The 15,857-nt window shown below is 51.3% G+C and carries 14 protein-coding genes; 12 read left to right on the forward strand and 2 right to left on the reverse strand.

Features of this window, described 5'->3' with window-relative positions; translation table 11 throughout:
- Positions 1–90: 90 nt before the first annotated feature.
- The 4 genes from metA (at position 91) to mqnC (ending at position 4,744) form a co-directional block, all read left to right on the forward strand.
- On the forward strand, positions 91–1,008 hold the full coding sequence (metA, locus tag AC0YNV_RS14575) for a homoserine O-acetyltransferase MetA (RefSeq protein WP_210038447.1): 918 nt from the start codon (positions 91–93) through the stop codon (positions 1,006–1,008).
- A 40-nt stretch (positions 1,009–1,048) separates the two neighbouring features.
- Complete coding sequence (locus AC0YNV_RS14580; RefSeq protein WP_475768712.1) at positions 1,049–2,209, forward strand: aminotransferase class I/II-fold pyridoxal phosphate-dependent enzyme; 1,161 nt, start codon at positions 1,049–1,051, stop codon at positions 2,207–2,209.
- A gap of 8 nt (positions 2,210–2,217) precedes the next feature.
- Positions 2,218–3,402 carry a trans-sulfuration enzyme family protein gene (locus AC0YNV_RS14585; RefSeq protein ID WP_475768713.1) on the forward strand — a complete coding sequence of 395 codons (1,185 nt, stop codon included), beginning with the start codon at positions 2,218–2,220 and terminating at the stop codon, positions 3,400–3,402.
- Positions 3,403–3,607: 205 nt separating this feature from the next.
- Complete coding sequence (gene mqnC / locus AC0YNV_RS14590; RefSeq protein ID WP_210038450.1) at positions 3,608–4,744, forward strand: cyclic dehypoxanthinyl futalosine synthase; 1,137 nt, start codon at positions 3,608–3,610, stop codon at positions 4,742–4,744.
- A gap of 85 nt (positions 4,745–4,829) precedes the next feature.
- Here the strand turns inward: mqnC and AC0YNV_RS14595 are convergent, their stop codons facing one another.
- Positions 4,830–5,942: a GGDEF domain-containing protein gene (locus tag AC0YNV_RS14595; protein ID WP_475768714.1), complete on the reverse strand. Its 1,113-nt coding sequence runs from the start codon at positions 5,940–5,942 to the stop codon at positions 4,830–4,832.
- Positions 5,943–6,109: 167 nt separating this feature from the next.
- On the opposite strand from AC0YNV_RS14595, the gene ytxC reads away from it, so the two are divergent.
- The 7 genes from ytxC (at position 6,110) to AC0YNV_RS14630 (ending at position 13,110) form a co-directional block, all read left to right on the forward strand.
- Positions 6,110–7,114: a sporulation protein YtxC gene (ytxC, locus tag AC0YNV_RS14600; RefSeq protein ID WP_475768715.1), complete on the forward strand. Its 1,005-nt coding sequence runs from the start codon at positions 6,110–6,112 to the stop codon at positions 7,112–7,114.
- 365 nt (positions 7,115–7,479) lie between these two features.
- Entirely contained in the window at positions 7,480–9,417 is a 1,938-nt protein-coding gene (gene thrS, locus AC0YNV_RS14605; protein WP_475768716.1) for a threonine--tRNA ligase, read from the forward strand.
- Positions 9,418–9,606: 189 nt separating this feature from the next.
- The gene (locus AC0YNV_RS14610) at positions 9,607–10,233 is read left to right on the forward strand and encodes a 3D domain-containing protein (protein ID WP_475768717.1); all 627 of its coding nucleotides are present in this window, start codon (positions 9,607–9,609) and stop codon (positions 10,231–10,233) included.
- 121 nt (positions 10,234–10,354) lie between these two features.
- Positions 10,355–10,900, forward strand: coding sequence for an RNA polymerase sigma factor (locus tag AC0YNV_RS14615; protein ID WP_379113962.1), 546 nt, complete (start codon positions 10,355–10,357; stop codon positions 10,898–10,900).
- 64 nt (positions 10,901–10,964) lie between these two features.
- Positions 10,965–11,105 (forward strand): hypothetical protein, encoded by a 141-nt coding sequence (locus AC0YNV_RS14620; protein WP_210038455.1) that lies wholly within the window; start codon positions 10,965–10,967, stop codon positions 11,103–11,105.
- A 175-nt stretch (positions 11,106–11,280) separates the two neighbouring features.
- The gene (locus AC0YNV_RS14625; RefSeq protein WP_475768718.1) at positions 11,281–12,633 is read left to right on the forward strand and encodes a methyl-accepting chemotaxis protein; all 1,353 of its coding nucleotides are present in this window, start codon (positions 11,281–11,283) and stop codon (positions 12,631–12,633) included.
- A 99-nt stretch (positions 12,634–12,732) separates the two neighbouring features.
- Positions 12,733–13,110, forward strand: a complete 378-nt coding sequence (locus tag AC0YNV_RS14630; protein ID WP_210038457.1) for a hypothetical protein — start codon at positions 12,733–12,735, stop codon at positions 13,108–13,110.
- 42 nt (positions 13,111–13,152) lie between these two features.
- On the opposite strand, the gene AC0YNV_RS14635 is transcribed toward AC0YNV_RS14630, so the two are convergent.
- Entirely contained in the window at positions 13,153–14,448 is a 1,296-nt protein-coding gene (locus tag AC0YNV_RS14635; RefSeq protein ID WP_475768719.1) for an ammonium transporter, read from the reverse strand.
- A gap of 254 nt (positions 14,449–14,702) precedes the next feature.
- Between AC0YNV_RS14635 and liaF the strand changes: the two genes are divergently transcribed.
- A complete protein-coding gene (gene liaF, locus AC0YNV_RS14640; protein WP_475768720.1) occupies positions 14,703–15,851 on the forward strand; it encodes a cell wall-active antibiotics response protein LiaF in 1,149 nt (382 codons plus the stop codon).
- Positions 15,852–15,857 lie beyond the last annotated feature (6 nt).

Here is a 15,857-nt window from a genome sequence, read left to right on the forward strand (position 1 = left end):
CTACTCTGACACCAGAGCGGGGCTTTTTTCGTTTCCCGCCTGCCTGGCGAGGCGATTAAGGAACCCGCAACATGAGGAGTGAACGAGAAGATGCCAATTAAAGTACCTGATCATTTACCTGCCAAAGACATTTTGTCGGGTGAGAACATTTTCGTAATGGATGAAAGCACCGCCTTCCATCAGGACATCCGGCCGCTGCGGATCGCCATTTTGAATCTGATGCCTACGAAGGAAACGACTGAAACGCAGCTGCTCCGCCTGATCGGCAATACCCCGCTGCAGGTTGAAGCGGTACTGATTAACCCGAGAACGCATACGTCGAAGAATACCTCGGCGGAGCATTTGGAAAGCTTCTATAAATCGTTCGACGATATTTCCCACGAATATTATGACGGAATGATCATTACCGGCGCACCTATAGAGCATCTGCCGTTTGAAGAAGTGACGTACTGGGAAGAGCTCAAGGATATTATGGATTGGAGCGCCCGCAGGGTCACATCGACCCTGCACATCTGTTGGGGCGCTCAGGCCGGCCTGTACCATCACTACGGCGTGCCGAAGTATGACCTGGACAAAAAGATATTCGGCGTTTACCCGCACACGCTCGAGAAGCGCAATGTTCCGCTGCTCAGAGGCTTCGACGAACAGTTCTACGTGCCGCAATCGCGCCACACCGAGTTTCGCCGGGAAGATATCGAACCGATAGCCGATCTTGAAATTCTGTCTTCTTCTCCCGATTCCGGCGTTTACCTCGTGGCTTCCAAGGACAAAAGACAAATCTTCGCAACCGGACATTCGGAATACGATCCTTTGACGCTGAAATGGGAATACGACCGCGATCAGGCCAAGGGGCTGCGGATCGATGTTCCGCAAAATTATTTTCCAAACAATGATCCTTCGTTAATACCGCTTTCCAGCTGGCGGGCGCATGCGAACCTGTTGTTCTCGAACTGGTTGAACTATTACGTGTACCAGCAAACGCCCTACGATTTGGGAGCAGGCATCTAAAACATACTATTATACGAGCTGAAAAGGAGCTTATCCTACGATGAAAATTGAAAGCCGATTAGCCCAGATAGGTTCCCAAAGTGAGCCGGTAACCGGAGCGGTGAGCTTCCCGATTTATCAAGCCACCGCTTTCCGCCATCCGCAGCTTGGCCAAAGCACGGGATTCGATTACGCAAGGACGAAGAGCCCGACGCGCAAGGTGCTCGAGGATGCCGCGGCTGAGCTGGAATCCGGAGATGCCGGATTCGCCTGCAGCACCGGCATGGCCGCTCTGCAAACGGTATTCGCGATGTTCAGCCAAGGCGATCATCTGCTGGTGTCGCTGGATCTGTACGGGGGCACCTACCGTTTGCTGGAACGGATCATGAGCCGTTTTGGCGTAACGGCCTCTTATGTGGACACGAACGATATAGATGCGCTGTCCCAGCTTTATACGCCGAATACGAAAGCTGTTCTGATCGAAACGCCGACGAACCCGACGATGATGATTACTGATATTGAACGGGTATGCGCCTGGGCCAAATCCAAGGGCATGCTGACGATTGTGGACAATACGCTGCTTACGCCTTTCTTCCAACGGCCAATTGAGCTGGGAGCGGATATTGTCATTCACAGCGCGACCAAATATCTTGGCGGACACAATGACGTGCTGGCCGGACTGATTGTCACCAAAGGCAAGGAGCTGTCCGAGCAGATGTTCTTCCTGCATAATTCCATCGGAGCCGTTCTCGGAGCACAGGATTCCTGGCTGCTCATGAGGGGGATGAAGACGCTCGCGCTGCGGATGGAACGCCATCAAGAGAATGCGATCCGTCTGGCTAACTGGCTGTATGAGCATGAGGCTGTCGAAGAGGTCTACTACCCGGGCCTCTCCCATCATCCGGGCCATGATATCCAGAGCCGTCAAGCCTCAGGCAATACCGGGATTTTCTCCTTCCGTTTGAAGGATGCCAGGTATGTCGAGCCGATTCTCCGCCATATCACGCTGATCGCTTTCGCTGAAAGCCTCGGCGGCGTGGAATCACTGATGACATATCCGGCTGTGCAGACGCATGCCGATATTCCGGAAGAAATCCGCCGTCAGGTCGGCGTCGATGACCGGCTGCTGCGCTTCTCGGTGGGCATCGAGCATGCCGATGATCTGATTGCGGATCTTGGCCAGGCACTTGAAGCGGCAGCGCGCGAAATCGGGAAGGAGTAACGAATACTATGGCAGATCAGGAACAGCAGCAGGATAATGGCGCAAGGAAAGCGGACAAGCAGTTCGCCACGAAGCTCATTCACTTCGGCGCAGAGATCGATGAGCATACAGGAGCCTCAAGTGTGCCGATTTACCAGGCGTCCACTTTTCACCACCACGATATTTTTAACCCGCCGGATTATGATTACAGCCGTTCAGGCAACCCGACCCGGCAGGCTCTTGAGGATTATATCGCGCTTTTGGAGGGCGGGGAGCGCGGCTTTGCTTTCTCCAGCGGAATGGCAGCCATCTCTACGACCTTTCTGCTTCTCTCGAGCGGAGATCATGTTATTGTCACAGAGGATGTATACGGCGGGACCTACCGTCTGCTCACAACTATTCTTGACCGGCTTGGAATTGAATCGACCTTTGTTGACATGACCCGTTTTGAAGAGGTAAAGGCGGCACTTAAGCCGAACACGAAAGCGGTGTTCATGGAAACGCCGTCGAATCCCACGCTCAAAATCACCGATATTGCGGAGATCACCGCGTGGGCCAAGCAGCGTAATCTGCTGACCATGCTCGATAATACGTTTATGACTCCTTATCATCAGCGGCCAATTGAGCTTGGAGTGGATATTGTGCTGCACAGCGCGACAAAATTCCTCGGCGGTCACAGCGATGTGTTGGCCGGTCTGGCCGTAGCTGCTAACGAAAGCCTTGGCCGCAGACTCAAACAGCTGCAGAACGGTCTGGGCACTGTGCTCGGCGCGCAGGAATCCTGGCTGCTTATTCGCGGGATGAAGACCTTGCAGGCGCGGATGGAGCACAGTGAGAAGAGCGCACGCAAACTGGCGTCCTGGCTCCTTCAGAATGATGGTGTCGTACAAGTATTCTACCCGGGTCTTGAGAATCATCCGGGACGGGAGATTCACGAGAAGCAGTCGCTCGGCTATGGGGCGGTCGTGTCCTTTGACGTTGGCGATGGCGACCGGGCGAAGGCGGTGCTGAGCCGCGTGAAGCTGCCGATCGTGGCCGTCAGTCTGGGCGCCGTTGAGAGCATTCTGTCCTATCCGGCGATGATGTCCCATGCGGCTATGCCGCGCGAGGTGCGTCATGAGCGCGGCATCACGGACGGCTTGCTCCGGTATTCCGTCGGTCTGGAAGACATTGACGACCTGATTGCCGATCTTGATCAAGCGCTGCGTCAATAATTAGACATATTTGCGCATAAATACCGGAAAACATGATAATAGACGATACGCGGCAGTCCTGACGGACCAGCCGCGTTTTTCGGCATTCAGGCATGCTTTTGCTTAAAGCTGCGATTAATGACGCGTTTGTACGCTTTATGTTAATATGAATGGTAGGCAGGACTTATAGCGTACGGTATTGATAATGAAGGAGGTTTATCGCAGAATGCAAAATATAGATCGTATATTGGATAAAGCGCTGCAGGGCGAACGGGTCGGACTGGAAGAATGCGTAACATTGTTTGAGTCCGATGAAATTGAAAAAATGGGGCATGCCGCCAACATTTTGATGGAGCGCCGTCACCCGGAGCCCATCACGACTTTTGTTGTCGGACGCAACATCAACTATACGAATGTGTGTGATGTGTACTGCCGCTTTTGCGCCTTTTACCGCGCTCCCGGATCGCCGGAAGGCTATGTTCTTCCCGATGAGACGATCCTCCAGAAAATCCAGGAAACGATGGATGTGGGCGGAACTGAAATTCTGATGCAGGGCGGTGTAAATCCGACCTTGCCTTTCTCCTATTACCTGGATCTGCTGCGCAAAATCAAGGTGCATTTCCCGGGCATCACGATGCACTCCTTCTCTCCCGCAGAGATTCACAAAATGCGCGAAATCTCAGGCGGCTTAACCATGGAAGAGACCATGCGCGAGCTGAATGCGGCTGGACTCGATTCCCTGCCGGGCGGCGGCGGCGAGATTCTTGATGACCGCACGCGCCGCAAGATCAGCCGGCTGAAGGGCTCCTGGACCGATTGGATGGACGTGATGAAGACGGCTCACCGCATCGGGATGAACACGACCGCAACGATGGTGATCGGGTTCGGGGAAGAGATGGAGGAGCGGGCGCTTCACCTTCTGCGGGTGCGCGAAGCGCAGGATGAATGTATTGCGAACGGCTATGACTCGCGCGGCTTTCTGGCCTTTATTCCATGGACCTTCCAACCTGAGAACACGAATATGAAGCGTGAGAAAGCGACGCCTGAGGAATATTTGAAGACACTGGCGATCAGCCGGATCACCTTGGATAATATTGATAATTTCCAATCCTCATGGGTTACAATGGGACCTGATGTAGGCAAGCTTTCTCTGCAATACGGCTGCAACGATTTTGGCAGCACGATGATCGAAGAGAATGTTGTCTCTGCCGCGGGAACGACCCACAAAGTCAACATCGAGTCGATTCTCCGGCTTATCCGCGAATCGGGCAAGATTCCTGCACAGCGTAACACGAAATATGAAATATTGAAGATGTACCAAGAGTCGGATGGCGTCGAGCATGATTTTGTTATGCAGAACTAAAGACTTTGGCCTTCGATGTTAAAAAGATAAAGAAGCTCCCTGCAAAGCGATCTTACCATCGCACTGCAGGGAGCTTCTTTCTGTTTTACGCAAGCTGCGTTTCAGCTATATCTGCTGCTGCAATAACAGTCTTGTTCTTACCGGTGTTCTTGGCTTTGTACAGCGCGGCATCCACCCGGTTGAAGAACCGTTCCTTGCCGTCGCTGGCCGAATATTCTCCCACCCCGATGCTGACCGTTATGGGTTTGCCTCCCAGCGATTCGTGAGACAGCCGGGAAATCTCCAGCCTGATTTTATCCACCATTTCAAGGGCTTCAGCCATGGGCTTGTCCGTAAACAGAATGGCGAATTCCTCTCCGCCGTAACGGGCCACAAAGTCGTTCTGATAGGCTTTGCTGCTGATTAGTTTGGCTACCCTTTGCAGTACGACATCACCGGCGCGATGTCCATACGTATCATTGACATGCTTGAAATTATCAATATCAATCAATGCCAGCTGCAGCGGCAAGCCGTTATCCTCATGCTGTTCAATCAGCTTTTCAAAATACTCATGAAATGTCATGTGATTGTACAGCTCGGTTAATGCATCGGTTTTGGCCAGCTTATCCATCCAGATGGTCTTGACGAGAAGCTCCTGATTGGATTCGAAGGAGGACTTCAGATGGCTGATCAGCTCGCGTCCACGGCGGATAACGCCCCAGCCGACCAGTGAGAAGCAGGAGAACATCACTGTAATCGTTACCAAGCCAACCAGCGTAATGTCATGATTCATGAAATCATTGGTCCAATACATCAGGTAAACCGAAGCCATTGTTATAACGTAGGCAAAAATCATTTTTTTGGGATGGAAGTAGAATATGGAAACCATGACAGGCAGGAAAAGTCCGAGCAGCAAATAGTTAATGGAGTTGTGGATGTAAACAATAATGTAGGCCAATAAAGACGAGGTGATGATTAGAATATAATCCTGATACTTGCCCTTTAATGCCCGGAGTCCCGTCTCGGCAAGCAGAAGCGTCGATAATTGAAAAACGGTGGGCTTCACCATATATTTGAGAATAAATTCCCGGGATGGAATCTCAGTTATCGTTAAATACAAGCATTCCAGAAAAATCGAGAACAACAAAATGAACCAGAATCCGCTAAGAAGCATGCGATTCCAGCGGTAACGGTTATAATCCAGCGATTCATAATCCATGATATTCACTCCAGCGGCCAGCTTCGTTCAAAACTCAATATACCACGAATACTCTTTCTTTCCAATCCCTAACCATTTACCCACTCGATGCATCGTATATATGCCCTGGGAGGACCATATACTGATATAAGAAGAAAAAACACGTAAAAATATGTAGGAGTGAGCCTATGGAATTGTTCACCGTATCTCTGATGTCGGCTTCGAGCGAAGCGATTGGACGGCTGCGCGAATATTTGCAGGAAGAATTCCTCGATTTACATAACAAAGCCGGATCCGGCGGCGAATATGTCACCATACATTGCACCCCAGATCTTCATTATGGAGCCATAACCTGCAGTGCGGAAATGAAGGATTTCAACCTTGCTTTGCACGGCCCACTTGTTTACCGCCGGGCGGCAAACGCTTTTGCCCGGTATATATTGACCGAGATGGAGCCGACGCTGCTGCATTCGATCATCCGGAAGCAATTTCATTATGATGAGCCCAGTGAAATTGAATCGGTGGAGCAGTACTGCAAGAATCTGCTATTTGGGGGAGAGTCCAGCTCCCATGAAGCTGTCAGTGTGGATCTGGAGATGCTGCGGGTCGACCGGGACCGCCGGAAAAATAAAGTTGCGGCAGAGCTCGAAGAGTTCCTGGGCAGCAATACCCGCATCCATCTGGATGGATATGTCACCTTCCGTCTTGCTTCCTATTGGGAGGAGCTCCGGGAAATCGCGGCCTTCGCAGTCGATGAATACGTCATGGATAAGCAGTATCAGGAATTTATCTCTTTATTGAAATATTTCGTTCGCATGCAGGAGGTAAAGCTGCCGATCGTTCATGTTGTCCATAAGGGCGGAACGGAATTCGTCCTCTATAATGAGGAATTTCAAATGCTCGAAGCGGTGCCGGCTGACCGGATTGTTGCAGAAATGCTGGAAACGGAAATGAATATGGAGGATATGATTGTAAGCACGTTGATCACGATATCGCCGGAGAATATCGTCATTCATACCAGGCAGCCGGAGCTTCAGGTTATGCGGACGCTGGAGACAATTTTTGAACAGCGCGTTCAGCTTTGTGTGGAATGCACAAGCTGCACCTTTTATTTCGAGCAATTTCCTGATCTGCAGCAGCATGAACCGGTCTTAGCCCCGCGGATGATTACCGCCAAACGCAAATGGACTTGACCGCTGCGCAAAGCTCGGATTATAATGTTTCCATATAAAGCTTTGAGAAAGACATGTATCTGCCTCACAATACGCACGTTCCAGAGAGAGGGACCATCAGGCTGCAAGCCCCTCACGCCTGCGTTGGCGGATATACCCCTTTTTAGCTGCCCAGTTGAAGCCGTTACAGACGGTAGTAAGCTGCGCCGGTTTCGTTCCCGTTACCGAACGCTCACAAGGATTGGCTCCAAGGCGCATTTATGGCCCTTGCGTCAATTGAACCAGGGTGGAACCACGGGTCTGACAGGCACTCGTCCCTTTTACGGGATGTGTGCTTTTTTTGTTGTCTGCATTCCACCATACAACATATCTGCAGGAGGTTGAAGATGTCGATTCAAGTGAAATTTCCCGATGGGAATGTACGGGAGTATGACGGGGGAACTACGGTTGAGGATGTGGCCGGCTCCATTAGCAGCGGCCTTAAGAAGAACGCTATTGCCGGTAAAGTCAACGGCAAGGTGGTCGATGTATACACGCCGCTTGAAGAGGATGCATCGCTTGAGATTGTGACGCTTGAGACTGCGGACGGACTGGAAGTATACCGCCACAGCACAGCGCATTTGATGGCCCAGGCGATCAAGCGCCTGTACGGCAGGACAGAAGTCAAGCTTGGCATCGGACCGGTAATCGAGGATGGCTTCTATTACGATATTGATCTGGAGCAATCCCTCACTCCCGAGGATCTGGTCAAGATCGAGAAGGAAATGGAAAAGATCGTACAGGAAAATCTGCCTATCCGCCGCCGTGTTGTCAGCCGCGAGGAGGCAATCGCGATTTTTACGGAGCTGGATGATCCGCTGAAGATTGAGCTAATCCGCGATCTGCCCGTTGAAGCAGAGCTGACGATTTATGATCAGGGCGAGTTCTTCGACCTGTGCCGCGGTCCGCATCTGCCGTCGACCGGCCGCATCAAGGCTTTCAAACTGCTGAGCGTGGCAGGAGCCTACTGGCGCGGGGATTCCAAGAACAAAATGCTGCAGCGTATATACGGCACAGCTTTTCCCAAAAAAGCGCAGCTGGACGAGCATCTTCACTTTCTTGAAGAAGCCAAGAAACGCGATCACCGCAAGCTCGGCCGCGAGCTGAAAATGTTCACCTTCTCGCGCGAGGTAGGTCAGGGACTGCCGCTTTGGCTTCCCAACGGCGCGACTGTAAGACGTACCATGGAACGCTACATCGTCGATCTCGAAGAACGGCTTGGCTACCAGCATGTCTATACACCGGTGCTGGCTAATGTGGAGCTGTACAAGACGAGCGGCCACTGGGAGCATTACAGCGAGGACATGTTCCCCAAAATGATTATGGATAACGAGGAGCTTGTTCTTCGTCCCATGAACTGCCCGCATCATATGATGGTTTTCAAAAGCGAAATGCGCTCCTACCGGGATCTGCCTGTTCGTGTGGCAGAGCTTGGCACGATGCACCGTTATGAGATGTCAGGGGCGCTTACGGGGCTTCACCGCGTGCGTGCTATGACGTTGAATGACGCGCATATTTTCTGCCGTCCCGATCAAATCAAAGAGGAATTCGGCCGTGTTATCAAGCTGATCCGCCAGGTATACGAAGATTTCGGAATCAAAGATTACCGTTTCCGGTTATCCTACCGTGATCCGAAGGACACCGAGAAATATTTTCCAAATGACGAGATGTGGGAAATGTCCCAGCGGATGCTGCGCGAGGTTGCCGAGGAGCTGGAGTTATCTTTCTTCGAAGCCGAAGGAGAAGCCGCATTCTACGGTCCCAAGCTGGATGTCCAGATCAAGACGGCGCTGGGCAAGGAAGAGACGTTGTCCACTGCGCAGCTCGACTTCCTGCTGCCGGAGCGCTTCGAGCTTGAATATGTCGGAGATGACGGCAAGAAACACCGGCCGGTCGTTATACACAGGGGAATTATCAGCACGATGGAGCGGATGACCGCTTTCCTGCTGGAGAATTTTGCGGGGGCGCTGCCGCTCTGGCTATCTCCGGTGCAGGCCAAAATCCTTCCGGTGTCCACGGCTTATGAGAGCTATGCACGGGAGGTTGAAGAGAAGCTTCGCGCTTCAGGAATCCGTGTGGAATCCGATCTGCGCAATGAGAAGCTGGGCTATAAAATACGCGAGGCGCAGCTGGAAAAAGCTCCTTATATGCTTGTTGTCGGCGATAACGAAGCGCAGTCGGGCACAGTATCGGTGCGCAAACGCGGCGAAGGCGACATTGGAGCCAGACCGGTGTCTGAACTGATCTCCTTGCTTCAGGAAGAAATCAGCGCCAAGCAGATATAGAGATCAGCAGCAATTCCTGGACTTTACGGCGGAACTGCCTGTTTTGGAGGGGAAGAAATGGACTTAACCGAGCTTAATCGACGGCGATGTGAAATTCTTCCTCTCTATTAAACTATCTGCCAATTGATAGAATCGTGAATAAAGCTTGCTCTATATGGGTAACCTCCTCTTAGGGGGGACTACATCCAAATGAAGACAAGCATGCCCATCTTCCGCTTCCTGCTCGCAGCTTTACTTGCAGGGGCGGTAATTTTAACAACGATTTCAGGAAACAGCACGTCCAGCAAGAAGGAGACAGCCGATGCTCCTGCAGTTGAAGTTATCAAGCCGTTAAACCTTGCAAACGCGGTTATGGATCAGAAGAAACCTGCGAGCAAGGTGAAAGAAGCCAATAAGAAGACTCAGGCAAGGAAACATATTAAGGTGGTCGCAACCGGCTATACAGCAGGCGTCGAATCGACTGGGAAGAAGCCGGGCCATCCCTTGTACGGAATCACGTATTCCGGAGTTAAGGTCAGACGGGATATCGTTTCGACCATTGCGGCGGATCCCAAGGTTTTTCCTATCGGGACCCTGCTTTATGTTCCGGGTTACGGCTATGGCGTAGTAGCAGATACGGGTTCAGCGATCAAGGGTCATAAAATCGATTTATATTTTGAGACCCGTAAGCAGGTTTACAAGCAATGGGGCAAACGGACCGTTGAAGTGCAGGTTCTCAAGCAGGGTGACGGAAAAGTGTCGGAATCATGGCTGAGGTCCTTAAATAAGTCGGTTACTGCAGAAGGACCTATACCGGCTGCTCTTTTGGAATCTTGAAAAATATGTAGAGGGTTGTTCAACAAACTTGAAATTTGTTGAATCGCCTTCTTTTTTTTATTGGAAAAATATGATATTATGGCTGTAAACGCTATCATCAAAATAAGCGGGGCGGTTACCTGTGGGTATTAATTACCATTTTTTAGAAGATGATGGAGAGAAGGATCTTGACCTTGAGCAGGTTGAAGATCGACTGCGGGAACTATATAACCAAATGATTCGAGTGGCCTATTCCAAAGTTATTAATAAATCAGACGCTCAGGATGCCGTCCAGGAAGCTTGGGTAAGCATTCTGACGAAGCAGGATACTCTGCGGGAACAAAGCAAACTTTATTCCTGGGCCAAAACGATTACGGCCAACGCGGCGATTAATATCAACAGACAGGCAAAGCGCTCCCAGGGCTACGGCTGGACTGAAGCGCAGGAAGAACAGGCGCAAGCGGGCTATCAGGATGAAGCGGGGCTGCAATTTGAAATTTCCGAGCTGCTGGCACTGCTGGACCCCCGCTCCCGTACTATGCTGCTTTACAAGTTTTATTACGGATTCAAAGACCAGGAAATTGCCGATGCGATGAATGTGCCGCTAGGGACAGTAAAGGCCAGAATCCATCGCAGCAAGCTGCAGCTCAAGAAGCTGGACAAGCAGTCTGACGCCCAGGGAATGTGAAGTTTTTGGTTACATAAATGACTTTCCGCTATGCCATACTAAAGGCGTACGGGGGGTGAGTACAATGGCGAAAAACAAAAACAACAAAACAAAGGCAGCCTCCAACCAATTCAACTCGGAGTTTGCCCAAGATAACAATTCAGCGGCTGCAGCAAATACTGCGAATACGCTCAACAAGTCAGCTTCGCAAAATGCACAGAAATAACACTGTTTATAAATAAATGACTACGGTCATGACAAGAGGAGCCGACAAGGTTCCTCTTTCTTTTTGTCAAATGCTGAATTATAATGTTACTAATTCTGACATATTTCTTCTGAAGGTGGTTACCTGAATGAATCGTTTGCAGCGCCTTTGGTCACGCGGGGCAGGGGCTGAGAGCTTGAGTTTGCCGTTGCAGCAGAATCAGGAAAGTGAAGTTATGGAGCAATTAATTAACGAATCTATAGTTATTTCAGATCAGCTTACGGCAGCGGTTGAGGAAGTAAATCAATCCATAGGCGAATTGACTCAAATTGCTGATCAATCGGCAGAGACCGAAGGTCAGCTGCGCGAGGCCAGCATAAAAGCCATGGAACGGATTGAAGAGACCTTCTCCACGCTTCAGGAAGTGGCAGCCTCGGCTGAGCAAATCAGTGAAACGGCGGAGCAGCTTGACCGGCAGAGCAAGTCTGCCAATGAAGATGTGCTGCAGGCTCGCCGTCTGCTTACGAATACAGATCAGGTTATGACTGATTTACATACGTACAATAGTGCAGTGGATAAGCATATCCGTGATTTGATTGAACAAACCTCGCGCATTAATGAAATCAATGAGTTCATTCAGGAAATCGTTTCCCAAACCTCGCTGCTTGCGCTTAACGCTTCCATCGAAGCGGCGCATGCCGGAGAATACGGCCGGGGGTTTGCTGTTGTAGCCCAGCAGATCAAGAAGCTGGCGGAGCAGAGCCATGAGGCGGTCAGGCGTTCAAGCGGGTTGGTCCAGGAAATCGAGAGCGGGGTTCGTCAGGTTGTCACTTCCGTTGATTTGGAAAAATCGGCGGTTGAGCGCGGCATTCTGGAAATGGCACAAACCAAAGAACGGATGGACCATGTTTTTACCCGGATCCAGGAGGTGGATACGCTGATTGGCAGGAGCAGCATTGCTAGCAGGCTGCAGACGGAGCATATGACACATACCACATCGATGCTCAAGGAAGTCGTGGATGCGGTCAATCAGACGATGGGCAACGTCGATGAAACATTGGAGCTGACGCATCAGCAGCGCCGTCAGATCGGCAAATTGAATCGTGTCCGGATGAATCTCGGGCGGTCATCGGATGCTTTCTCGCACGCCGTGCAGAAGGTCGGATTTAAGAGCAATACGGCTATTATACCCGCGAGCGTAAGCGGGATTATCGATCAGTTGGTTTTGCTGGCGAAGGATTCTGCGTTCATCCTGGATGAGAACAGCCATCAAGCGAAATTAACGCAGCTCATGCAGCGGGGGTCCGGGATTGAGGCAATATGGTCCAACCGCGGCGACGGGGCTTTTATCTTCTCGATGCCGGAAGCGGGATTGCTCAATGCCAAAGGACGTGAATGGTGGAGACGCGCTATGGAGGGGAATGTGTATACCTCTGAGGTCTATATCTCGGCTATTACGAAGAAGCCGTGCTTGACGGTCTCGGTCCCGGTTGTTTCGGATCATGGCCAGGTACTGGGAGTGATTGGAGCTGACATCGGAGTCAAATAATGGACACGAATTGTGCATGAAAAGGGTTTTCAAATAGCAGTCAATCGTGTACTATTAATGGTGTGACAATTGATAACATGCAGAGATAGGAGAATTCTCATGACTGATCCGATTGTTTCCACCTCGCCATCCCGGTTGAAGCATCGCAAGGCTGCGGAGGTCATTCCGTTTCTGGAAGCCTATATCTCAAAAAAAGAACAAGAAATCGCCGAAATCGAGCAGATGGTCGAGCGTTATGAAAAACGCCGTTTGATCGAAGAACGCTCGTATCAGTCGATGTCGACTCTGCGCAGGCTGCTTTCCGGCAAGAAGCCGGATCATCATCTTGCAGTAGAATACATTCATTATGTGAAAAAGCCAATGGAAAAGGTTCGTGCCCTTCGTATTGAAGTGGAGAATGCCCGTTCGATTCTCAGAAGCTCCGGTACGTCCGATATTATTGCCGTTTCCGATGAATTAGCCGATGAAATGAATTAAAAGCCGTCCCGGTCCGGGGCGGCTTATCCTTTGACTTCATATCTATTTTCTGGCTTTGAGAAGCTCCAGGTCGAGGAAATCATGATCCTGATTATAGGCTGGAACACCGTGGATGCCTACATCGAGGCCGATCAGTTCTTCATCCTTGGAGACGCGTACCGGCATAACCCGTTTGATCAGCCAGAGAGAACCCCAGGTCAGGGCAAAGCCCCATAGGCTGATGATGACCAGTCCAAGAGCTTGAACGCCAAGCAAATGCCAGCCGCCTCCATAGAACAGCCCGTAATATTCCTGGCCGATTCCTTTGGTCAGCTCCGGCTTGGCAAACAGGCCGACGGCAAGCGCTCCCAGACTTCCGCTGATTCCGTGAACAGCAAAAGCCCCAACGGGATCGTCAACCCGTCTGCTTTCCAGAAATTCAGTAGCCAGCACCATCATGACGCCGCAAAATGCTCCGATGAGGATAGCCGCCTGGTCGGACACGAACGAGCAGCCAGCCGTAATCCCGACAAGACCTGCCAGGGAACCATTGATCACCATGGGAGGGTCGGCTTTCTTATAGCGGAACATGGTGAACAAGATACAGGCCGCGCCGCCTGCGGAGGCCGCCAGCATCGTAGTGACGGCGATATGCCCGATGGAGCCGTTGGTGGCGCTCAAGGTGCTGCCGGAATTAAAGCCGAACCAGCCGAACCAGAGAATAAAGGCGCCTACGGATGCCAGCGGCAAATTGGACGGGGGAACAATATTGCTTTTGCCGTCCGCTGTGAATTTGCCGATTCGCGGACCGATGAAAATCGCTGCGGCCAGAGCCGAAAAGCCGCCAAGCGCGTGAATGACGGCTGAGCCTGCAAAATCGATCATACCGAGCTTGCCCAGCCATCCGCCGACGGACCATACCCAGTGCCCGGCCAGCGGATAAATCAGACCGGTCATTGCAATGGTATATAAGATATAGGCCCGAAAATGGATTCGTTCCGCTACGGCCCCGGATACAATGGAAATGACCGCGATAACAAATGCGCATTGAAACAGCCAGTATGTGTCATGGGTAATATTCAGGCTGATGTGGGACAGGTCCCCGCCCAGCATGAATCCGGTGGTGCCGATGAAGCCGCCGGCATCTTTGCCATACATAAGTGCGAAGCCGATAAAATAAAAAATTAAGGCGCCGAACGTAATATCGACGAATACTTTCATTATAATGCTGACTGCATTTTTCTGCCTGACAAACCCGGCCTCAAGCAAAGCGAAGCCGCCCTCCATAAGCAGTATCATGGCCGCCGTCAGGACCACCCAAATGGTGTCAAGCCCCTTGGACAGTGTGGCCACATCCATACTTTCATCTCCTGTCTATAAATTTCATGTAAGGTTTTATCTCTAACTCCTGGTCCGTTCATCATTATATAAGCGCCGTGTCAATCATGTCAACGCAGGAAGTGATGAGAGATCACACATAGCTTTCGCTCCTCAAACAGGCCTCGGTCTCTGGTCGTAGTGAAGCTTCAATCGGGAGACCCTTTTAGCGATAAAAACCTTACGTTATACTGGGTATACAAACTTGAGAATAGCGATTGGAGCTGAAGGCGCTCATGAATGGAAATTTTTTAGGCCGAATGATGTGGGGACTGTTCATTGTAGTCATCGGGATAGCGCTGCTGCTTGATCAAGGCGGCGTCGTGAACTTTGATCTAGGGGATGTTTTCAAAGTTTTCTGGCCCGTCCTGCTGCTGATTTTTGGTTTACAGGAGCTGGTCAAGCACCGGACGAGCGGCGGAGGCTCCTGGGGCGGCGCCATTATTATGATCGTCGGCTTTGTCTTCCTCGGGCGGAATCTGAACTGGTTCAATTGGTCGATGGGAGAGCTGATCCGCTACGCGGTTCCCTTCGTGATCATACTGGTCGGCATCCGTCTCATTGTGAAGCCCAAGCCAAAGGAGAAGCCGACCCCACCGGATGATTGGAAAGCCTATAATTACCCGCCAAGCGATCGGCCGGTTCCTCCCGCGCCGCCGCTTCATCCGGATCCGACCAAGCCGGCCGAGCCGAAGTCCACATTTGATCTAACCAAGAATCCGGCCCCGCAGCAGGGGCAGACGCCGCCCGATCCCTTCGGCCCGGGTGCGCAGAGCGGTAACGGCGCCAACCCAGGCAGCGAGCCTGGCACTGATCCCGGCAGAGATTATGAGGGGCCCAGGAATCCGCATGAACAGCAGTATTACCATGAGAAGATGGAGCGGTGGGCGAGGAAAGCCGAACGGCTGCGTGAGCGCATGGAGCATCGCGCCCACCGGGTGCATCGTCATCACGGACGGGACAGCGAGCGGCATGACCGGGTTGAGTGGTGGAATCAGGATCCGAATGCGCAGAATCGCTCCGGTTTTATCGGAGATATATACGTCGGGCAGGATTACTGGGAATTAAAACCGATGAATATCTCCCATTTTATCGGTGATACGGTGTTGGACCTGACCAAAGCGCAGATCCCGTTCGGCGTAACCAAAATCAATATTTCTTCATTTATTGGCGATGTAAAGGTGTTTTTGCCCAATGATTTTGAAGTCGGTTGCAATGTGATCTCGAGCGCTTTTATCGGGGACGTTGCCGTGCTCGACCGCAAAGAGGGAGGGATTTTCAAAAATATGAATGTAGAAACGGCGTATTTCCAGGAAACAGATAAAAAAATCAAGCTTGTCGTCAGCACCTTTATCGGTGATGTTCGCGTGACAAAGGTAGGTTGATTCCGC

Source organism: Paenibacillus sp. JT31N11, from assembly GCF_056269285.1.

Excerpts from the sequence above, each read along its gene's own strand:
- ytxC (WP_475768715.1), top strand. The coding sequence starts at position 6,110 with ATGGAATTGTTCACCGTATCTCTGATGTCGGCTTCGAGCGAAGCGATT.
- AC0YNV_RS14610 (WP_475768717.1), top strand. The coding sequence starts at position 9,607 with ATGAAGACAAGCATGCCCATCTTCCGCTTCCTGCTCGCAGCTTTACTT.
- thrS (WP_475768716.1), top strand. The coding sequence starts at position 7,480 with ATGTCGATTCAAGTGAAATTTCCCGATGGGAATGTACGGGAGTATGAC.
- metA (WP_210038447.1), top strand. The coding sequence starts at position 91 with ATGCCAATTAAAGTACCTGATCATTTACCTGCCAAAGACATTTTGTCG.
- AC0YNV_RS14620 (WP_210038455.1), top strand. The coding sequence starts at position 10,965 with ATGGCGAAAAACAAAAACAACAAAACAAAGGCAGCCTCCAACCAATTC.
- AC0YNV_RS14595 (WP_475768714.1), bottom strand. The coding sequence starts at position 5,942 with ATGGATTATGAATCGCTGGATTATAACCGTTACCGCTGGAATCGCATG.
- AC0YNV_RS14585 (WP_475768713.1), top strand. The coding sequence starts at position 2,218 with ATGGCAGATCAGGAACAGCAGCAGGATAATGGCGCAAGGAAAGCGGAC.
- mqnC (WP_210038450.1), top strand. The coding sequence starts at position 3,608 with ATGCAAAATATAGATCGTATATTGGATAAAGCGCTGCAGGGCGAACGG.
- AC0YNV_RS14635 (WP_475768719.1), bottom strand. The coding sequence starts at position 14,448 with ATGGATGTGGCCACACTGTCCAAGGGGCTTGACACCATTTGGGTGGTC.
- AC0YNV_RS14630 (WP_210038457.1), top strand. The coding sequence starts at position 12,733 with ATGACTGATCCGATTGTTTCCACCTCGCCATCCCGGTTGAAGCATCGC.
- AC0YNV_RS14580 (WP_475768712.1), top strand. The coding sequence starts at position 1,049 with ATGAAAATTGAAAGCCGATTAGCCCAGATAGGTTCCCAAAGTGAGCCG.
- liaF (WP_475768720.1), top strand. The coding sequence starts at position 14,703 with ATGAATGGAAATTTTTTAGGCCGAATGATGTGGGGACTGTTCATTGTA.